Origin of the sequence: Nocardioides sp. (assembly GCF_044226765.1) — a bacterium.
GTDB lineage: Bacteria > Actinomycetota > Actinomycetes > Propionibacteriales > Nocardioidaceae > Nocardioides.
The window spans coordinates 33696-53059 of the sequence record NZ_JBGAGJ010000017.1 but is presented as its reverse complement, the minus strand read 5'-3'; the positions used below and the strand labels follow the sequence as shown (position 1 = coordinate 53059).

Annotated in this window: 17 protein-coding genes; 6 read left to right on the top strand and 11 right to left on the bottom strand. The window is 73.5% G+C overall.

The genetic code is table 11. The features are described from left to right. Positions 1-58: 58 nt before the first annotated feature. The gene (locus tag ACILRH_RS22595) at positions 59-778 is read left to right on the top strand and encodes a hemolysin III family protein (protein ID WP_395696331.1); all 720 of its coding nucleotides are present in this window, start codon (positions 59-61) and stop codon (positions 776-778) included. A 74-nt stretch (positions 779-852) separates the two neighbouring features. Here the strand turns inward: ACILRH_RS22595 and ACILRH_RS22590 are convergent, their stop codons facing one another. The 5 genes from ACILRH_RS22590 to ACILRH_RS22570 all read right to left on the bottom strand — a co-directional run bounded on the left by ACILRH_RS22590 (position 853) and on the right by ACILRH_RS22570 (position 7011). Beyond that, positions 853-2802 (bottom strand): thioredoxin domain-containing protein, encoded by a 1950-nt coding sequence (locus tag ACILRH_RS22590; protein ID WP_395696330.1) that lies wholly within the window; start codon positions 2800-2802, stop codon positions 853-855. Between the two features lie 34 nt (positions 2803-2836). Continuing rightward, positions 2837-4024 carry a class I tRNA ligase family protein gene (locus ACILRH_RS22585; protein ID WP_395696329.1) on the bottom strand — a complete coding sequence of 396 codons (1188 nt, stop codon included), beginning with the start codon at positions 4022-4024 and terminating at the stop codon, positions 2837-2839. Between the two features lie 309 nt (positions 4025-4333). Next, positions 4334-4825, bottom strand: coding sequence for a DUF2231 domain-containing protein (locus ACILRH_RS22580; RefSeq protein ID WP_395696328.1), 492 nt, complete (start codon positions 4823-4825; stop codon positions 4334-4336). A gap of 198 nt (positions 4826-5023) precedes the next feature. Next, a complete protein-coding gene (locus tag ACILRH_RS22575; RefSeq protein ID WP_395696327.1) occupies positions 5024-6349 on the bottom strand; it encodes a sensor histidine kinase in 1326 nt (441 codons plus the stop codon). Continuing rightward, positions 6346-7011: a response regulator transcription factor gene (locus tag ACILRH_RS22570; protein WP_395696326.1), complete on the bottom strand. Its 666-nt coding sequence runs from the start codon at positions 7009-7011 to the stop codon at positions 6346-6348. The genes ACILRH_RS22575 and ACILRH_RS22570 overlap by 4 nt, the downstream gene beginning before the upstream one ends. 115 nt (positions 7012-7126) lie before the next feature. Here ACILRH_RS22570 and ACILRH_RS22565 point away from each other — a divergent pair, with 115 nt between their 5' ends. Together ACILRH_RS22565 and ACILRH_RS22560 are read left to right on the top strand one after the other, a co-directional pair. After that, complete coding sequence (locus ACILRH_RS22565) at positions 7127-8566, top strand: hypothetical protein (protein ID WP_395696325.1); 1440 nt, start codon at positions 7127-7129, stop codon at positions 8564-8566. Continuing rightward, the gene (locus tag ACILRH_RS22560) at positions 8563-9483 is read left to right on the top strand and encodes an alkaline phosphatase family protein (protein WP_395696324.1); all 921 of its coding nucleotides are present in this window, start codon (positions 8563-8565) and stop codon (positions 9481-9483) included. The genes ACILRH_RS22565 and ACILRH_RS22560 overlap by 4 nt, the downstream gene beginning before the upstream one ends. Positions 9484-9487: 4 nt before the next feature. Here the strand turns inward: ACILRH_RS22560 and ACILRH_RS22555 are convergent, their stop codons facing one another. From ACILRH_RS22555 to ACILRH_RS22540, 4 genes are read right to left on the bottom strand one after another with little or no spacing between them, the layout of a single operon-like run. Next, complete coding sequence (locus ACILRH_RS22555) at positions 9488-10393, bottom strand: haloalkane dehalogenase (protein ID WP_395696323.1); 906 nt, start codon at positions 10391-10393, stop codon at positions 9488-9490. Then, a complete protein-coding gene (locus ACILRH_RS22550) occupies positions 10390-11280 on the bottom strand; it encodes an SCO6745 family protein (RefSeq protein WP_395696322.1) in 891 nt (296 codons plus the stop codon). The genes ACILRH_RS22555 and ACILRH_RS22550 overlap by 4 nt, the downstream gene beginning before the upstream one ends. Beyond that, the gene (locus tag ACILRH_RS22545; RefSeq protein WP_395696321.1) at positions 11277-13877 is read right to left on the bottom strand and encodes a sulfatase-like hydrolase/transferase; all 2601 of its coding nucleotides are present in this window, start codon (positions 13875-13877) and stop codon (positions 11277-11279) included. The genes ACILRH_RS22550 and ACILRH_RS22545 overlap by 4 nt, the downstream gene beginning before the upstream one ends. Continuing rightward, positions 13874-14383 (bottom strand): SRPBCC family protein, encoded by a 510-nt coding sequence (locus ACILRH_RS22540; protein WP_395696320.1) that lies wholly within the window; start codon positions 14381-14383, stop codon positions 13874-13876. Before ACILRH_RS22540 ends, ACILRH_RS22545 begins: the two co-directional genes overlap by 4 nt. Before the next feature lie 77 nt (positions 14384-14460). Here ACILRH_RS22540 and ACILRH_RS22535 point away from each other — a divergent pair, with 77 nt between their 5' ends. The 3 genes from ACILRH_RS22535 to ACILRH_RS22525 all read left to right on the top strand — a co-directional run bounded on the left by ACILRH_RS22535 (position 14461) and on the right by ACILRH_RS22525 (position 17518). Continuing rightward, entirely contained in the window at positions 14461-16248 is a 1788-nt protein-coding gene (locus ACILRH_RS22535; RefSeq protein WP_395696319.1) for an arylsulfatase, read from the top strand. After that, positions 16241-16780, top strand: coding sequence for a hypothetical protein (locus tag ACILRH_RS22530; protein WP_395696318.1), 540 nt, complete (start codon positions 16241-16243; stop codon positions 16778-16780). The genes ACILRH_RS22535 and ACILRH_RS22530 overlap by 8 nt, the downstream gene beginning before the upstream one ends. Before the next feature lie 204 nt (positions 16781-16984). Further along, positions 16985-17518, top strand: coding sequence for a hypothetical protein (locus tag ACILRH_RS22525; protein WP_395696317.1), 534 nt, complete (start codon positions 16985-16987; stop codon positions 17516-17518). A 4-nt stretch (positions 17519-17522) separates the two neighbouring features. Here the strand turns inward: ACILRH_RS22525 and ACILRH_RS22520 are convergent, their stop codons facing one another. Together ACILRH_RS22520 and ACILRH_RS22515 are read right to left on the bottom strand one after the other, a co-directional pair. Continuing rightward, positions 17523-18350: a ribonuclease Z gene (locus ACILRH_RS22520; protein WP_395696316.1), complete on the bottom strand. Its 828-nt coding sequence runs from the start codon at positions 18348-18350 to the stop codon at positions 17523-17525. Further along, positions 18347-19252, bottom strand: coding sequence for a DedA family protein (locus ACILRH_RS22515; RefSeq protein ID WP_395696315.1), 906 nt, complete (start codon positions 19250-19252; stop codon positions 18347-18349). Before ACILRH_RS22515 ends, ACILRH_RS22520 begins: the two co-directional genes overlap by 4 nt. Positions 19253-19364: the final 112 nt, after the last annotated feature.

Below are 19364 nucleotides of genomic sequence, written 5' to 3'. Positions count from 1 at the left end.
ACCCTGCCGTCGACCCGTCGTGGGGTTCGCGTCACCGGACCGCGGGTATGTTCACTCCATGGACCACGCCATGACCGGACGACTGCACGACGCCGTCGCCGACCTCAAGGCGGACCTGCACGACATCAAGCCCAAGCTGCGCGGCTGGCTGCACCTGGGCACCGTGCCGCTCACGCTGGCGGCGGGCATCGTGCTCATCGCCCTCTCGCCGACCACGACCACGCGCGTCGGGTCCGCGGTCTTCACCGCGTCCGCGCTGCTGCTGTTCGGCGTGTCGGCGATCTACCACACCGGCACCTGGTCACCCCGGCTCTGGGCGTTCTGGCGGCGCTGGGACCACGCCAACATCTTCGTGCTGATCGCCGGGTCCTACACGGCGTTCAGCCTGCTGCTGCTCGAGGGCACCCAGCGCACGGTGCTCCTGACGACCGTGTGGGCGGGCGCCGTCCTCGGCGTCGGCTTCCGGGTCTTCTGGACCGACGCGCCGCGCTGGCTCTACGTGCCGATCTACGTCGCGCTCGGCTGGGCGGCGGTGTTCTTCATCCCCGGGTTCTACGACGGCGCCACCCGCCTCGGGGTGGGCATCGGCATCGCGGTGTTCACGATGATCCTGGTCGGCGGTGGTCTGTACACCTTCGGCGGCGTGGTCTACGGCTTCAAGAGGCCCAACCCGTGGCCGCGGTGGTTCGGCTTCCACGAGGTGTTCCACACCTTCACGATCCTGGCCTTCACCGCGCACTTCGTCGGCGTGTCGATGGCGACGTTCTCCCTGCGCTGACTCCCGGGCTGAGGGTGCCGACGCTCGGCGAGACACCCGAGGTGGCCACTCCGGCCGGCGTGTCGGGGGCCAGTTCAGGTGTCTCGACGGCCCCCCAGCAGCCTCCGCAGCTCCTCGGGGGTGGTGACCGGCCGGTCGCACACGAAGCCCCGGCACACGTACGCCGCCGGCCGACCCTCGACCGGCTCCCGGCCGACCAGCAGCGGGACGTCCTCCCGCGCGCCCTCCGCCACGAGCACCACCGCGTTCGGGTCGCGTCGCGCCACCGCCTCGAGGACATCCCGGTCCGCCCCGGCCGGACCCACCACGGCCACCTCGAGGGGGCCGTCGAGCATGGACTCGGCCGCGGCCAGCGACCAGCCGGCGAAGCGGGGCGCCCGCTCGGCGAGCACCGCCACCGTGGCCAGCGCGGCCTCCGCTGCGTCGCGGTGCCGGCCCGAGCCGGTGACCGCGGCGTAGGTGGCGAGCGCGTGCACCATCGAGGACAGCCCGGAGGGTGACGCGTTGTCGGAGGGGTCGCGCGGCCGGGCGACCAGGGCCTCGGCGTCGTCGGCGGTGTCGAAGAAGCCTCCGTCGTCGGCCGCGAAGTGGTTGATCGCTGCCTCGAGCAGCAGCTCCGCACGCTCGAGCCAGACGGCGTCCCCGGTCGCCTGCAGCAGGTCGAGGAACCCGGCCGCGACGCAGCCGTGGTCCTCCAGCACCCCGGCAGGCGCGCCCACGACCCCGTCGCGCGAGACGCGGCGCAGCCGGCCGTCGACGACGTGCACGCGCCACAGCAGCTCACCGGCACGACGAGCCGCGTCGACGTACCCGGCCCGGCACAGCCCGCTGATCGCCAGGCCGTTCCAGGCCGCCACGACCTTGTCGTCGCGGGCCGGTCGCTCGCGACGCGACCGGGCCTCGAGCAGCCGGCCACGCACCCGGGCCCACCGGGCGGCGTCGTCGGGGTCGTGCCGCAGCTGCAGCGTCGACGCACCCCGTTCGAACGTCCCGACCGGCGTCACCGAGAGCAGCGCGGCCGCCCAGGCGCCGTCCTCCGGGCCGAGCACCTCGTCCAGCTGTGCGGGCGTCCAGACGTAGAAGGTGCCCTCCTCCCCCTCGGAGTCGGCATCGAGTGCCGAGGCGAAACCCCCCTCCGCGGTGAGCAGCTCGGCGAGCAGGAAGTCGGCGATCCCGGTCGCCACCCGGTCGCCGAGCGGGGTGCCCCACCCGGCGTAGACCCGCAGCAGCAGCGCGTTGTCGTAGAGCATCTTCTCGAAGTGCGGCACCACCCAGTCGCGGTCGACGGAGTAGCGGGCGAACCCGCCGGCGAGCTGGTCGTGGATGCCGCCGCGCGCCATCGCCTCGAGGGTCGCGTCCAGCATGGCGCGCTCGCCGTGGCGCAGAAGCAGCTCGAGCACCATCGACGGCGGGAACTTCGGCGCAGCGCCGAACCCCGCCGACCGCCGGTCGAACTCCTTCGCGAGCGTCGCCACCGCCGCGTCCAGCACCGCCCGCGTGACCGGCGCCGGCGCCGCGGTCAAGCCGCTGGTCGCGAGATGCTCGCGCAGCGAGCCGGCCACCCGGCGTACCTCGTCGGACCGGTGGGCCCAGGCGTCGACGAGCGCCTCGAGCACCTGTCGGAACGACGGCTGCCCGTGCCGCGGCGCGTCGGGGAAGTAGGTGCCGGCGAAGAACGGGCTGCCGTCGTGGTCGAGCACCACCGTCATCGGCCAGCCCCCGTGGCCGGTCATCGCCGTCGTCGCCTGCATGTAGACCGCGTCCACGTCGGGCCGCTCCTCGCGGTCGACCTTGACGCTGACGAAGTGTTCGTTGAGGTACGCCGCCGTCGCGTCGTCCTCGAACGACTCGTGCGCCATCACGTGGCACCAGTGGCACGCGGCGTAGCCGACGGAGAGCAGCACCGGCACTCCGCGGCGCCGCGCCTCCGCGAACGCCTCGGGCGACCACTCCCACCAGTCGACGGGGTTGTCGGCGTGCTGGAGGAGGTAGGGCGATGTCGCGGCGCGGAGGCGATTGGCCATCGGTCCAGCATGGCAGCCGGCCGAAGCCCGTCGGTCACCCCAACCGGAGCGTGGCGATCAGCTGGCGCGCGACCTCGCCACCCTGCTCGAGCGCCGCCGAAACCGCTGCCGGCACGTCGAGGTCGTCGCGGAGCAGGTCGAGCACGATGTCGGGCCCGGTGTCGGGCCCGGTGCCGGGCTCGCCGGACCCCGGGCGCGCGGCGGCTCCGTAGAGCGCCTCCAGCGTCTGCTGGGACGCGGCCAACCGGTCGCGCTCGAAGTCCCAGGCGTCGGCGTACGGCCGGTCCAGCAGGTGGAGGCGGAGCGCGGCCGGCGAGACATCACGCAGCAGGTCGTCGACGAGGACCAGGTTTCCGGTCGACTTCGCCATCTTCTGCCCGGCGACCCGCACCTCCCCGACGTGCAGCTCGGCTCGGGCGAACGGCCGGACGCCGGTGACGGCCTCGGCCATCGCGGCCTGGTAGGCGTGGTGGGGGAAGAGGAGGTCCTCGCCACCGACGAGCACGTCCACGCTGGCGCCCTGGACCGCCAGGGCCATCGCGGCACACTCCGCGTGCCAGCCGGGTCGGCCCCAGCCCCAGGCGCTGGGCCAGGCGGGCTCACCGTCGGACGACGGCCGCCAGACGGCCACGTCGAACGGGTCGTCCTTCGCCGGGTCGTCGGGCCGGTCGCCGTACGCCGCGGAGCGGGCCAGCGCGTCGTCCCGGTCGAGCCCGGAGCCGGTCGCGACGTCCGCGCCGCGGAACCACACCGTGCCGTCGCGGTGGTAGGCCGCACCGGCGTCCAGCAGGGCCTGGGCCAGCTGCACGACGGCGTCGACGTGGTAGCGGGCGCGCGGCTGGTGTGCGGGTGTCGCGACGCGCAGCGCCCGCATCGACTGCTCGAAGACGGCCTCCTGGGTGAGTGCGAGCTCGTCGAAGTAGCTGCCGCGACGCCGGGCCGCCTCGAGCAGCACGTCGTCGACGTCGGTCACGTTACGACAGGTCCGCGTCTCCACCCCGGTGCGGTCCAGCACCGTCGCGAGGAGGTCGGCCCACACGAATGTGGCGGCGTGGCCGACGTGCGTGACGTCGTACGGCGTGATGCCGCAGACGTAGACGCGCGCCGACCCCACGACGGCGAGCTCGGCCCCGCCGAGCTCGAGGTGCCGCGGGGCCGCTGGCGCCACACCCACGCGCTGGGCGGCGTCGACCACGGCGGACGTCATGTGGCGAAGCGACATGGGCTCAGTCTGGCACCCGGCCGAGCGCCGTGGGTCGCGCGTGGTGCGCCTCGGGAGGTCATACGCCCTGGTCGCCGGGGCAACCGCCCCGGATGACGTCCCCCGCGACCCGGCGGGACGTCATACGCACTGGTCGCCGGGGCAACCGCCCCGCATGACGTCCCCCGCGACCCGGCAGGACGTCATACGCACTGGTCGCCCGGGCAACCGCCCCGCATGACGTCCCCCGCGACCCGGCAGGACGTCATACGCACTGGTCGCCGGGGCAACCGCTTCGTATGACGTTGCCCCGGACCCGCAGGAAGCAGATCAGTCGGAGTCGCCGCTGGACGACCCGGACGAGGAGGACACCTGGTCGTGCCAGACCGACTTCGCGCCCGAGTCGCCGACCCGGTAGACCTGCCAGGAGCACGCGAGACCGGCGACCACGGCCAGCACCGCGACGGCGGTGGGCAGCCAGGTCGGCCCGGGACGACGGTCCTCGGGCCGACGGGCCAGCCACACCAGGATCGCCGAGAGGATCAGGACCGGGAGCATGAACCAGACGAGCATGTCGCCCATCTCCGCGTGGTCGTACGCCGGCGATCCGACGTGCTTCTCGAGCGCCTCGCCGCTGGAGGTGGCGACCGGGCACAAGACGGTGGCGACGGCGGCCACCGCCACCACGATCGGGCCGTAGGGCGCTCGCCACTTCGGGACGGCGGCGATCAGGATCGTGCCGAGGACCGAGAGCGGGACGAGGACCACGATCGCGTGGACCACGAGCGGGTGGACGGGGAGACCGTTGATGGTGTCGAACACGGGTCGATCGTCCCAGGGGCAACCTGCACGGAACCTGACCGCCGTGCTGCGAGCCGCCGCTGCCGTTTCAACACGGTATGCAGGTGAACCGGCACCTCCCATGGCGTGCCCACCGTGGGACGTGCGGTTTCACCGACAGACCGTGATGAACCTGCGCCAGGTGAGGCGCTGGGGCGGCGGACCTGCCCGGCTCGGGCCTCAGGCCCGCGGCAGCCGCACCACGAACGACGCGCCGGTCTCGGGCGACTCCACGGCGATCTCGCCGCCGAGCGAGCGGGCGACCCGGCGGGCGATACCGAGACCGAGGCCGGTGCCGCCGGACCCGCTGACGCCGCTGTCGAAGAGGTGCTCGCGGACACGTTCGTCGATGCCGGGGCCGTCGTCGGCCACCGTGATCGCGACCGCGTGCGGCGAGTCCACCGCGCGCAGCACGACCCGGGACCGAGCGTGCGCGACCGCGTTGTCGACCACGGGCGCCAGGGTGCGGAGCACCAGGCTGCGCGGCCCCGCGATCCGGGCGGTCGAGCCGTCCACGTCCTCGACCAGGTCGAGGGCGGCCGGGACCGAGGTACGGACCGTCTCGACGAGGTCAGCCACCCGGCAGGTGGCCGCCGCATCGGTGGTCGCTGCGTCCCGGGCGACGTCGACCAGTGTCGTGATCACCTCGGCCATGGAGCGGGCGGCGCGCGAGATCTCCACCAGGTCCGCCCGGGTGGCCTCGTCGGCCACGCCACGCATCAAGGCGAGGTCGGCCGACCCCTGGATCGCCGTGAGCGGCGTGCGCAGCTCGTGGGCGAGCTCGGAGGTGAGCCGCTGCTCGGAGCGGATCGCCATCGCGACCCGGTCCAGCAGGTGGTCGAGCGTCTCGCCGAGCTGGGCGAGCTCGTCGTCGGCCGGGCCGAGGTCGAACCGCTGGGTGAGGTCGTGCTCGCTCCAGTCCGCGGCCCGCTCGGCCATCTGGGCGACCGGCTCGAGGGCCTGGGTGGTCGCCAGCCGGGCGACGACGGCGCTCAGCGCCATGACGACGAGGCCCACCCCCAGGAGGGCGAGGAACGCGACCAACTCCGTGCGCTGGTAGGGCTCGGTCGCCTGGCTGACCACGACCACGCCGTGCGCGCCCCCGGCCGTGCGGAAGGGCTCGGCGCGCAGCCGCAGCTCCCCGGGCGCGTCGACGGTCGTCGGCTCCCGCACCTGCGCCAGGTCGTCGGCGGAGTCGCGGGCGTCGTGCTCCATGGACCCGGCGACGAGCCGGCCCCGGGCGTCGTAGACGCGCACGCCCGGGTCGAGATCCTCCTCCGGCACCACCAGGTCCGACGACCCGGCCGGTGTGCTGGCGTCGACCACGCTGACGACCGACTGGGCACGGTCCTCGAGCGCGCTGTCCGCGTCCCGTCCGGCCGTGTAGTCCAGCAGCACCTCGACCAGGACCGCGACGACCACCATGACCACGGCGACCAGGCCCACGGTGGACAGCACGATCCGCCCGCGGAAGCTGCGCGGGCGCAGTCGCCCCAGCGGGTTCACCGGAGCGTGTACCCGACGCCGCGGACGGTGCGCAGCTCCAACGGCGAGCCGACCTCGCCCAGCTTGACCCGGATCCGGCGCACGTAGGAGTCGACGGTGTTGTCGTTGACCACCGCACCGTCCGGCCAGGCCGCGGCGACGACCGCGCGACGGCGTACGACCTCGCCCGGCCGCGAGGTGATCGCGGCGAGCATCCGGAACTCGGTCGGCGTCAGCAGCACCTCCTTGCCGCCGCAGACCAGGGCGTGTCGGGCCGGGTCGAGCAGCAGGTCGGTGGCCGCCTCGCCGACGACCAGGCGGCCGCGCTTGGCCAGCGCCTCGACCCGCGCGATCAGCTCCTTGACGTCGAACGGCTTGGGCAGGTAGTCGTCCGCTCCGGCGCTGAACCCGGCCAGCCGGTCGTGGACGGCTCCCAGCGCGGTCAGGAAGAGCACCGGCGCAGGCTGGCCCGCCGACCGCAGGGCCTGGCACACGTCACGGCCGTCGGAGTCCGGCAGGCCGATGTCGAGCACGATGACGTCGATCTCGTCGTCACCGGCGAACAGCTGCAACGCCTCGCGGCCGTCGTGGGCGACCACGCCCTCGTGGCCCGCGTGCTGCAACGCCGCGAGGACGATCCGCCGGATCGCCGGGTCGTCCTCGCACAGACCGATCCTCGCCACCGGTCACCACCTCCCCTCTCCAGCCTTCGAGGGTGCGCCGCCGGACCTGCAACGTACCTGACCGCGCTGGCCGGTGTTCATGTTCGGTTCAGGTGCGGCGCGGCACGCTGGGACCGTGACCACGCTCGACCGGGTGCGCCTCGTCCCGGCGGCGCCCCCCGTCACGGTCGGCGCCGTCGGACCGGTCCTGCTCGCCGCGGCCGCCGCGCTGGTGCGGCTCCCCTTCCTCCTCTCGCCGCTGACCTCGGACGAGGGCGGGTTCCTCGTCGTGGCCGGGCAGTGGTCCCCGGGTCCGTCGCTCTACGGGGCCTACTTCGTGGACCGGCCGCCGCTGCTGCTCGCGGTATTCGCCGGTGCGGACGCCCTGGGTGGCGCCCTCGCGCTGCGCCTGCTCGGGCTCGTCGCCGTCGTGGTCGCGGTGCTGCTCGCCGGCCGCATCGGCGGCACCCCGGCCGCCGCGGTCGCGGCGGTGTTCCTCTCCTCCCCCCTGCTCGGCGTGATGGAGGTCGACGGCGAGCTGCTCGCCGCACCGCTCGTGCTGGGCAGCTTCCTGCTGGTGCTGCGCAGCGTCCGGGCCGACGGACCCGAGGAGCGGTACGCCGTCCCGCTGGCGGCCGGCGCGCTGGCGGTCTCTGCGGCCCTGGTCAAGCAGGATCTCGTCGACGGGTTCGTCGTCGCCGCCGTGCTGCTGGTGGCCCTGGCGCGCACCGACCCGCGCGGCGCGCGGACCCGCGCGCTGTCCTTCCTCGGAGGAGCGCTCGGAGCGCTCGGGGTGGTGCTCCTCGGCGCCGCCTCGCGGGGCACCGGGCCGCTGGCGCTCTGGGACGCGGTCGTCACCTTCCGCGTCCAGGCGGCTGGTGTGATCAGCACGTCCGCGAGCAGCGCCACGTCCGACCGGTTGCACGAGCTGGTGCTGGCCGCGGTCCTGGCCGGCCTGCCCCTGGTCGCCGTCGGCGCCGTCCTCGGCCGCGGCCGACCGGTGGCCGACCGGCCGGTCCTGGTCGCCGCCGTCGTCGTCCTGGCGTGGGAGGTCGCGGGCGCCCTGCTGGGCGGCAGCTACTGGCACCACTACCTGATCGCGCTCGTGCCCGGCCTGGTCCTCCTCGTCGCGGCGTGCGACGGCGGGGGACGGCTGACCCACGTCACCACCGGTCTCGCCGCGGTGATGACGGCGTTCGCGCTCGTGTGGTCGCTCAGCCACCCGCCGGCACTCGCCGAGGACCAGCAGGTCGCGGCGTACGTGCGCAGCCACGCCCGCCCCACGGACACGGTGGTGGTCGCCTTCGGGCACGGCGACGTCGTGCGCGAGACTGGGCTCATGAGCCCGTACCCGTACCTGTGGAGCCTCCCGGTCCGGGTGCGTGACCCACGGCTCACCCGGCTCGACGGCGTGCTCGCCGGCCCCGAGGCACCGCGGTGGCTGCTGGTCGCCGGCGACTCGCTCTCGTCGTGGGGCCTGGACGCCGACCGGGCACAGTCCGTCGTGGAGCACCACTACCGCGAGGTGTGGTCCACCGGCGACTGGCGGGTGCTCGAGCGGAGCCGGGCCGCATGACCCCCCGCCGGACCACCCTCGTCGCGGCCCTCGCCGTCGTCGCCGCGGTGGTGGGCCTGACCGCCTGTGACGGACGTCCGGCCGCCACGGCGAGTGCCCGCCCCGCCTCCGCCGTCGCCCGGTCCACGGACGCCGCCCCCACCCCGGACGTCACCAAGCTGCTGGTCTTCGTGGTGGAGAACCACTCCCTGACCCAGATGCGCCGCGGCATGCCGTGGGTCAGCCGGCTGGCGGACCGCTACGGCTACGCGACGCGCTACCGGGCGATCACCCACCCGTCGCTGCCCAACTACCTCGCGATCGCGGGGGGCAGCACGTTCGGCGTCACCGACGACGACCCGCCGGCGGTGCACCCGGTGCACCGCCCGAGCATCTTCGGCGAGGCGGTCGCCGCGGGCTCGACCGCGGCGGTGTACGCCGAGGGCATGACCACCCCGTGCCGCACGACCGACACCGGCCGCTACGCCGTCCGGCACAACCCGTGGACCTACTTCCCGGACGAGCGGCGCACCTGCCGCCGGTTCGACGGGTCGTTGGATCGGCTGGCGCCCGCCGTGGACGCGGGCACGCTGCCGGCCGTCGGGCTCGTCGTGCCGGACGTCTGCCACGATGCGCACGACTGCTCCCTGGCCTCGGCGAACGCGTGGCTCAAGGCGCAGGTCGGCGCGGTGCTGCGCGGGCCGGACTTCGCCTCCGGGCGGCTGGCCGTGGTGATCACCGCCGACGAGGACGACCGTCACCACGGCAACCGGGTGCTCACCGTCGTCGCCCACCAGGGGCTGGACCACCAGGTCGTGAGCGCCCCGCTGAACCACTACTCCCTGTCGCGGTCGCTCGCCGACGTCGCCGGGGTCGCCCCGCTGGCGCACGCCCGCAGCGCTGCCTCCCTGCTGCAGGCCTTCGGCCTGACGACGTAGGGCCCTAGGCGCCGACGAACGCCACCAGGTGCCGGGCGACCTCGGGGCCGCGGTCCTCCTGGAGGAAGTGACCACCACCCTCGATCGTCGTGTGCGGCTGACCGGCGGCCCCGGGGACGTTCTTCAGGAACCACCGGTCCGCGCCCCGGGTGACCGCGTCCTTGTCGGAGAAGAGCAGCAGGAACGGCTTCTCCCAGGCCTCGAAGACCGATCGCGCCGCGAGGTTCGCCGCCGACGCCGGGTCGTCCGGCGAGGTCGGCACCAGCGTCGGGAAGACCCGGGCTCCGGCCTTGTAGGAGTCGTCGGGGAACGGCGCGTCGTACGCCGCCGCCACCTCGGGCGCCATCGGCTCGGCGCAGCCCATGCTCACGATCATCCCGACCGCGAAGTCCGGGGTCGTCTGGGAGAACTCCTGCCACTGCAGGAAGGCGTCGGTGATCGGCTCGAGGCCGGTGGGCAGGCCGGTGTTGCCGATCGCGACGCGGGCGAACCGGTCCGAGTTCTCCGCGACGACCCGGAGCCCCACCAGGCCACCCCAGTCCTGCCCGAAGAACGTCGCGTCGCGCAGGTCGAGGACGTCGACGACGAGCGTGCGCACCCACTCCACGTGCCGCGCGTAGGTGTAGTCGGACCGCTCGGTCGGCTTGTCGGACCGACCGAAGCCCACCAGGTCCGGTGCGATGCACCGCAGCCCCGCCTCGACGAGCACGGGGATCATGGTGCGGTAGAGGTAGCACCACGACGGCTCACCGTGCATCAGCAGCACGACGGGGCCGTCGACCGGACCCTCGTCGAGGTAGTGCATCCGCAGGGTGCCTCCGTCGCCGTCGGACACGTCGGCGTAGTGCGGCGCGAACCCGTAGCCGGGCAGGGAGTCGAAGCGCTCGTCGGGCGTGCGGAGGACCTTCACAAGGGGTTCCCTTCAGGGGTGTCGGTACGGCGTTCGCGGGCGGCCGGCATCCACTCCGGTCCGGCCGTGGCGTCGATGCGGGCGATGAACCGGTCGCCGACCGGCTCCACGAGGTCGAGGTAGGTCTGCGTCAGCTCGGCGCCCAGGTGCCGCCAGGCGCGCTCGGCGAGCCGGTCGGTGCGGGCCTCGATGTCGTCGCGCAGGGCGAGACCCGCTGCGTTGACCCGGCCGCCGGAGGCCAGCCCGCGCGCCTCGAGGTCGGCCATCGCCTCGGCGAGCGCCGCGTCGTCGGAGCCGCGGCTGCGCGGGATCCAGTCGGGCGGGTAGTTGAGCATCGCGTTGTGGAGCAGGCCGGCCTGGGTCGCGCTCACGTCCTCGGCGGCGAGGATCGCGAAGTGCGTGTCGCCGCGCCACTCGCGGATGCAGTTGACCGCCAGCCACGCCGAGAGCAGCGGATCGTCGGGCCGCGGCTGCTGGCGGTGGGCGGCGAAGAGCACACGCCCCGAGACCGGCAGCGCGTCCGCCGCCTCCCACAGCGGTCCGGCGAGCGCGGCGAGCCCGTCGCAGACCTCGGGGACGTAGGCGTGCAGCCCCTCGACGACCGCGCGGTCGCGGACGGCGGTGATGGCGTCGTACGACGTGCGCTCCTCGGCGAGCGCCATCGCGAACTGGATGAACGCCGGGCTGATCGAGTAGTACGCCGCCGCGACGGCCTGGTGCCCCGCTGGCGCCAGGGGCGCGCAGCGGCTGGTGATGTAGTAGGTGCCCGGCACGTCCAGGCCCAGCTCGGCGCAGCCGTCGACGGCCACCGGGTCCCAGTAGATCCAGCCGATCAGCCGGTGGGAGGCGAACGACGCCCGCGCACTGAGCTCGGTCCAGTCGGTCACTCCGCGGCCTCCGCCGCGGCAGCCGCGTCGCGCTCCAGCACCAGCCGGACCATCTCGCGGGCGACCATCGGGCCGGCGTTCTGGTTCTGCCCGGTCACCAGGTTGCCGTCGACGACCCAGTGGTTGGCGAACGGGTCGCGGAACCGGCTCGCCGACTCGAAGAGCGCACCCTTGGCCCGCAGCTCGGTCTCGGGGTGCATCGGGGTCGAGGTGATCTTGAGCTCGCGGACCTGCTTGTCGGTCACGGCGCTGATCCGCCGCCCCTCGACCAGCGGACGGCCGTCGGGGCCGGTCGCGTTCAGCAGACCGAGGGGTCCGTGGCAGACCCCGCCGATCACCAGGTCGGACGCCGCGGCAGCGGTCATCTGCTCGGCCAGCGACTCGGAGACGCCCAGGTCGAACGCCGCGCCCCAGCCGCCGGCCAGGTAGACGATGTCGTAGTCGCTCATCTCCAGGTCGCCGACCGCGAGGGACTCCTCGAGCTTGGAGTGCAGGACGTCGTCGCCGAGGTAGCGGTCGTCCGCCTCGGTGCGGATGACCGGCTTGAGCGACAGCGGGTCGACCGGGATCCGCCCACCCTGCGGGCTGGCCACGTCGACGTACATCCCCGCGTCCTCGAACGCGTAGTAGGGCACGGTCAGCTCGGAGGCGAAGACGCCGGTCGGGGTGCCGTCGGTGAGCTCACCATGGTTCGTGGCGATGACCAGGGCCCGGCGACCGGGCGCCTCCGGCGGTGCACCCTCGGGGTCGTCGGGGTGCATCCCGAGCCGCTGGGCGAGCCGGCGCAGCACCCGCTGCGGCGGCCGGGGCCGCTTCAGCTCGGTCGCACCCTGGGGCCGGGCGACGTAGGGCCACGGCCGGTTGCGCTGCGGCACGGCGCGGTGCTGCTCCTCCTTGAGGCGTTCACGAAGGTGGGTGCACACCGCGCGGCACTCCGGGTCGCCCCAGCGGTTGCGCGCCTCGACCGGGTCCGCGTCGAGGTCGTAGAGCTCCCACTCGTCCGGGATCGGCTCGGTGCGGTACTCCGGTCCCGCGGGCCCGTTCGCGGCCAGGTGCCGGCGGCCGGGCTCGGTCCAGGTCGCCGGGTCGTCGAAGGTGCGCACCAGCTTCCACAGGTGGCCGCCCCCGCCGTGCTCGTCGTCGACCCGGGCCACGACGCCCTCGAAGTTGGACGCGACGTGGGCGGCGACCTGGATCCGCAGCGGGGGTGGCGGCGCGGACCGGACCCTGAGCTGGCGGCCGAAGCCGGAGATGCCGGTGTCGCCCTCGAGCATGTTGTCGCGGGTGATCAGGTAGACCGCCCGGTCGGGGTCCACCGACGACGGGTCGGCCACGACCGGCATCAGGTCGCGCCCCGGCAGCGGGTGCACCTCGGTGAACTCCTGGGCGAGGTCGCGGGCGACCTGGTCCTGGTCGATGCCGGCCGCGGCCAGCAGGGTCGGCACCAGGTCGACGTGGGAGGTGGCCTCGCGCACGGTTGCAGCGCTGGACGGCCGGCTGCCGGTGCGCGCGACGATGAACGGCACCCGGGTGGCCTCGTCGTAGAGCTGGAACCACTTCTGGTGCAGGCCCCCGTGGGCGCCGAGCAGGTCGCCGTGGTCGGACGTGCGCACCAGGACGGCCTCGGCGGAGCCGGCGGTGACCGCGCGCCGCACCCGGTCCAGCGGTGCGTCGGCCTCGGCGTGCAGCCGGTAGTAGAGGTCCCGGTACCTCTGCGCGTTGCGCCGGTAGATCCGGTTGATGGCGGTCGCCGGCCCGTAGCCCGACGGGTACGCCTCGCGGTAGGCGATCTGCGCTGCCGGCTTGAGCGCGAGGTCCTCGTTGTACGTCGGCGGCTCGGTCACGTGCGGCGGGTCGAGCGGCCCCGGCTTGATCGGCATCCGGCGCACCCAGGCGGGGAACAGGACGATGTCGTGCGGGTTGACGAAGCTCGCGACCAGGAGGAAGGGCTTCAGCGCGTCCTCGTCGCCGGCGCGCCGGCGGGCGTAGCGGTCCTCCAGCCACGCGACGACCCGGTCGGCGATCAGCGGGTCGCGGCGCAGCCCGCTGTCACCGATCGCGGCACCGTGCGGCTCGGGCCCCACCCAGCCGGAGAAGCCGTACGGCGCCAGCGGGTCGGCGTCGAGGTAGGCCTGCACGTGCTCCGCGATCGGCTCGCCGTCCGAAGTGTTCGTCTCGACGCGACGGCCGTCCGCGTCGTGCAGGTCGGCGTGGCTGATGTGCCACTTGCCGTCGTAGTGGGTGTCGTAGCCGGCCGCCCGGAACCAGTTGCCGAGCGTCGGCACCTCGCCCTGCGGGAGCCACCGCATCCGGGTGTCGTCGGCGACCTTGCCCAGCCCGTCGGTCTGGGTGACGCCGTGCAGGTCGGGATACTGCCCGGTGAAGATCGTCGGCCGCGACGGCACGCAGGCGAGCGAGCCGGTGTAGTGGCGCTCGAAGGAGACTCCGTGCTCTCGGAACCACCGGGTGCCGGGCAGGGCGCGGTCGCGCCACGCGGCGAGCTCCGGACCCTCGTACGGCGGCGCGGCGCGCTCCTCGTCGGTCATCAGGATGACGACGTCGGGACGGACGGCCGCGCGCGGCTTCCTGCGGGTCATGACTGCCTCCCTGGTCCGGTGCCGTCCTCGGCGCCTGCTGCTCCCGTGCTGTTCCCGGCGCCGTCACCCTGGCCGGGGTCGAGCGCCGTGACGCGGGCGGCCAGGTCCGTGACGAGCCCCTCGTTCGCCCGTCCCAGGAGCCTGGCCACGACCCGCGCCGCGGGCCCGACCTTCGTCGTCACCTCGCCGGTGAGGACGATCTCGGTGCCGCCGCCGTCGCGGGGCACCAGCACCCAGGTGTTGCTCGCCGCGGTGACCACGGCCGGCAGCCCCTCGATGCGGTAGCGCAGCCGGCGGCCGGGCTCCCACACCTCGACCGTCTCGCGCAGGGTCGCGCGGCCCACCTGGACCCGGCGCGTGGCGCCGACTCCGGGCGGTCCACCGGTCAGCATGCTGCTGTGCTGGATGCCCGTGGCCCAGTGGCTGAGGTCGGAGAAGCCCGCGAGCGTCTCCCAGACCACCTCCGCGGGGGTGGGAACGGTCGCGCGGGACTCCGTGCCGGCCATGCCCGGTTGTCTATCATTTGTCACTGACCTTGCCAATAGTCGTTGACAGCCACCTCCGTCGTTCCTACGGTCGGCCCATGTCGCAGACCGATCACGACGGGCCGGTCATCGGCCGCACGTTCGCCGACTCCGTGCCCTTCTTCCCCGAGCCCGACCGCTCCCGCGCGGGTGGCCCGAACGTGGTCTACGTCCTCTACGACGACCTCGGCTGGGCCGACTTCGGGTGCTTCGGCTCGGAGATCTCGACCCCGACCGTCGACCGGCTCGCGGCCGAGGGCCTGCGGTACACGAACTTCCACGTCACGCCGCTGTGCTCGCCGACCCGCGCCTGCCTGCTGACCGGCCGCAACCACCACTCGACCGGCATGGGCATGCTGCCGAACTTCGCGATGGGCTACCGCGGCTACACCGGCCAGCTGCACCACGAGACGGCGACCATCGGGGAGATGGCGCAGTCGCAGGGCTACACGACCCTCGGCGTCGGCAAGTGGCACCTGACGCCGATGAACCAGTTCACCGGCGCCGGGCCGTTCGACCAGTGGCCGCTGCAGCGCGGCTTCGACCGCTTCTACGGCACCCCCGACGGGATGACGAACCAGTGGCGTCCCGACCTGATCGAGGACAACCACTGGGTCGAGGCACCCGACCGCGAGGACTACCACTTCACCGCCGACATCGTCGACCACGCGATCGACTTCGTGCGCGACCACCGCAACGGCGACGCCGAGCGGCCGTTCTTCCTCTACGTGGCGTTCTGCGCCCCGCACTTCCCCCACCACGTCGCCAAGGAGTACGTCGACAAGTACGTCCCGGTCTTCGAGAAGGGCTGGGACGCCACCCGGGCCGACCGCCTGGCACGTCAGAAGGAGCTGGGCCTGGTCCCGCCCGACACCGAGCTGCCGCCGCGCAACCCGGGCGTCAAGGGGTGGGACGAGTACGCCCCGGAGGACCAGGCGGCGATGGTGCGGCTGCAGGCGGCGTACGCCGGCATGGTCGAGCACACCGACGAGCACCTCGGCCGGCTGGTGGCCGCGCTGGAGCAGATGGGCGAGCTCGACAACACCCTCTTCGTGCTGTGCAGCGACAACGGCGCCAGCCAGGAGGGCGGCGAGGTCGGCTCGATGAACGCGATGAAGTTCTTCTTCGGCTACGAGTCGCCGGAGACCGAGCTGCAGGTCGTCAAGGACAACCTCGAGGCGATCGGCTGCTCGCCGGACTTCATCAACACCTACGCCGTCGGCTGGTCGATGGCCGGCAACACCCCGCTCAAGCGCTGGAAGCAGGACACCCACGCCGGCGGCGTGCGGTCGCCGTTGGTGGTCCGCTTCCCCGGCGAGATCGCCGACCCGGGCGGCATCCGCACCCAGTTCCACCACGCCATCGACATCACGCCGACGGCGCTCGACGTGACCGGGATGTCGGCGCCCGACCACGTCAAGGGCGTCGCGCAGGAGCCGCTGCACGGCCAGAGCATGCGGTACACGTTCGGCGAGCCGGAGGCCGAGACGGTGCGCACCGTGCAGTACTTCGAGATGAACGGCCAGCGGGCGATCTGGCAGGACGGCTGGAAGGCGGTCACCCACCACGAGCCGATGCTGAGCCTGGAGCTGATGCTCACCGGTGACGCGGGGTCGGTCACCGACTTCGACGCCGACCGGTGGGAGCTCTACCACCTCGACGAGGACTGGAACGAGCTGGTCGACCGGGCGGCCGACGAGCCCGAGCGGCTCGCCGCGATGGTCGAGCGGTGGTGGGAGGAGGCCGCGCGGTACGACGTCCTGCCGCTCGGTGCGTCGATCGGCGGCATGAACGGCCCACCCATCACCGGCCGGCACGGGCTGCCGCCCGAGGAGTCCGGTGCCTGAGCGCTGGACCCTCTTCCCCGGGCACGCCCGGGTGCCGGACGCGGCCGCCCCGGACGTGCGCGGTCGCTCCTACGTCATCCGCGCCACCGCCGTCCTCGGCCGTCCCGAGGACGGCGGGGTCCTGCTCGCGCACGGGGACGGGTACGCCGGCTATGCGCTCCGGGTGTCCGGAGGCCGCCTGGTCCACGACTACGCCCAGGACGGCGTGCGCACCACGGTGACCGCCACCGAGCCGGTGCCCGTCGGCCGCCCGGTCGTCCTCGAGGTCCGCGTCCGGCGGACCGGGGCGAGCGGCGAGGTCACCCTCGCCGTCGACGACCGCCCCTGCGGCGAGGGCACCATCCCCGCCCTGGCCCGCGCGCGGGTCGGCTACACCGGCCTGGACGTCGGCTGCGACCGCGGACGGCCGGTCGGCGACTACGCCGCCCCGGCGCGCTTCACCGGCCGCATCGACCGGATCGAGGTGCACGCCGAGGACGACCAGTGGCTCGACCTCGCCGGCGCGGTCGCCATCGACGCCGCGACCCAGTAGCCGCAGCGCGCCCGGCCATCGGGTCGGACCAGCGAGTCGTGTGCTCGAGACCTACCTCTAAGTCGGTCTCAGGCACACGACCCGGACGAGACGGACAGTCCGCGCGCATACTCGAGCCATGCCCTCGTGCGTTCGGCGACCGCCTTCGTCGTGGCGGCCAGCGCCTTGTCGGGATGCAGCCATCGGAGCGGACGAGGAGCAGCGGTGACCAGCGACCAGCCGGCCAAGACCGTCACGCTGCTGTACGACGGGTGGCAGGTCTGGGACGGCCAGCTCGGTCCGGTCCGGGTGGGCGCCGACGTCGTGGCGTCGGTCGAGTTCGTGCAGCGCTCGGCCCTCCGGCCGGTCGCGAGCGGTACGCCGCCGGGGCTCGAGCACCTCGGGGACGCGCGCTACCTCGCGACCGCGGAGGTGCTGGACACTGTGGGAGCGGTCGTGCTGGATCTCGGCGTGCTCCGCGCTGTGCGCTGGGTGCGCCCCGGCGAGGACCCGGGTGACTTCACGGCCGGCACGACCGTCTCGCTCGAGCTGAGCCTGAGCCTCACGGGGTGGCCCGACGCGCCTTGGACGAACCGGGCGGCCGAGCTCCACGGCACCGAGCACCGTTGGCGGGTGCACCGCATCGTCCGTCGTACCGCGGGTGCCGACGACGACACGGACATCGACGAGGCGGACGTCGAGAGCGTCGAGAGCTCCGGGCAGTACTGCCTGCTCGAGTGCACCCAGGCGGACGGGTGAGGCGTCAGCCGATCTCGACGCGGGTGAGGTCGTCGCCGATCACGACCCGGCCGGAGAAGTGGGGGGCGACCAGCTGGCGCCACTCGTCCTCGGTGCCGGGCACGATCGCCGGCACGTAGTGGGTGAGTACGAGGGTGCCGACGCCGGCCCGGGCGGCGGTCTGGGCCGCCTCCTCGACCGACGAGTGGTAGTCCAGGATGTCCTGGACCCGCTGCATCGGCACGCTCTTGAGCACGTCCTTGCGGATGGCGGTGATGACCAGGGCGTCCGCGCCGGCGCAGAGCTCGTCCAGCGTCTCGCAGGGGACCGTGTCGCCGGCGACGACGACGGCGTGGCCGTCGTGCTCGATGCGGTAGGCCAGGGTCGGCTCCACCGGTCGGTGGTCGGTCGCGGCGGCGCGCACGACGACCTCACCGAGCTCCAGCACCGGCCCGGGCCCGGCCTCGTGCACGTCCACCGGCGGAGGTCCCTCGAGGTCGACGTGGTGGGTGGACCGGTAGCCGATGTCGGCGGTGAGGGAGTCGAGGATCCCGTCGACGAGGTCCGCGGTCCCCTCCGGGCCGACGACGTTCAGCGGCGACGGCACGAAGGTCGTGATCCAGCGGGTCGTGATCAGGTCGCCGACGTCGGTCACGTGGTCGCTGTGCAGGTGGGTGAGCAGCACCTGGTCGACCTGGTTGGGCCCCGAGCCCGCTCCGGCCAGCCGCATCACCACGCCGCGCCCGGCATCGACCAGCAGCGTCTTGCCGCCCGCCCGGACCAGCGTGGCCGGCCCGGCCCGGTTCGGGTCCGGCAACGGGCTGCCGGTGCCCAGCAGCACGACCTCGATCATCGTTCGTCCCCTTCATGTGGTGCCTGGTCGGCGGGTGGGTCGGTGGGTGCCTGCTCCCCCGCCGCCTGCTCGACGACGGCTTCGAGCACGGGCTCGGCCGCGACGTCGACGGGCAGGTCGGTGGCGATGTCGACCGGCTGCTCGGCGGCGGCCGCGAGGGCCTCCTCCTCCGCCTGGGCGGACGCCGCCTCCTCCGCGGCCTCCTCGGCCATCGCCGCACGCCGGTGCACGCGGAAGCGGACCACGACGACGACGATGATGACGAAGAGCAGCACGATGAGCAGCCGGGAGAAGCGCTGGATGAAGCTGTCCACCGCCTCGAGGTGGTTGCCGGCGTGGATGCCGACCTCGACCCAGACGCCCACCCAGATCGCGGCGCCGATCATGTTCGCCGCGAGGAAGCGCGGCCAGGTGATCTTGGTGAGGCCGGCGACCAGACCGTTGAGGTGGCGCAGGATCGGGAGGAACCGACCGGCCGCGACCACCCAGCTGCCGTGCCGCTCGTAGAACGCCTCGACGCGGTCGAGCAGCGCGTGGGTCACCCCGAACCGGCGGCCCAGCTTGAGGGCGAGCGGTCGGCCGCCGTACCTGCCGACGGCGAAGCCGGCGTTGTCGCCGAGGACGGCGGTGACCCAGGCGATGATCAGCAGCGGGACGAGGTTCAGGGTCCCGGTGACCGTGTAGATGCCACCGAGGATCAGCGCGGCCTCGCCCGGGAAGAACGGGATGCCGAGGTTCTCGATGAAGACGAAGACGACGATCCCGAGGTAGCCGTAGTCCTCGATGAACGGCGCGATCTGGCCGAAGACGCCCGGCGGGTCCTCGACCGAGGACTGGTCGGCGAGGTGCGTCAGGGCGGTCGCCAGCGAGGCGTGCAGGTCGATCGCGACGAGGTCGATCATGCCGCGAGCATGGTGGAGGCGACCGGCCTCGTCAACGAACTTGTGGCAATTCCGTGCCAAAACTTTTGGCGCGAGATCGCGTTCGGCCCTCGCGTCCGCGGGCCGCAGCGAC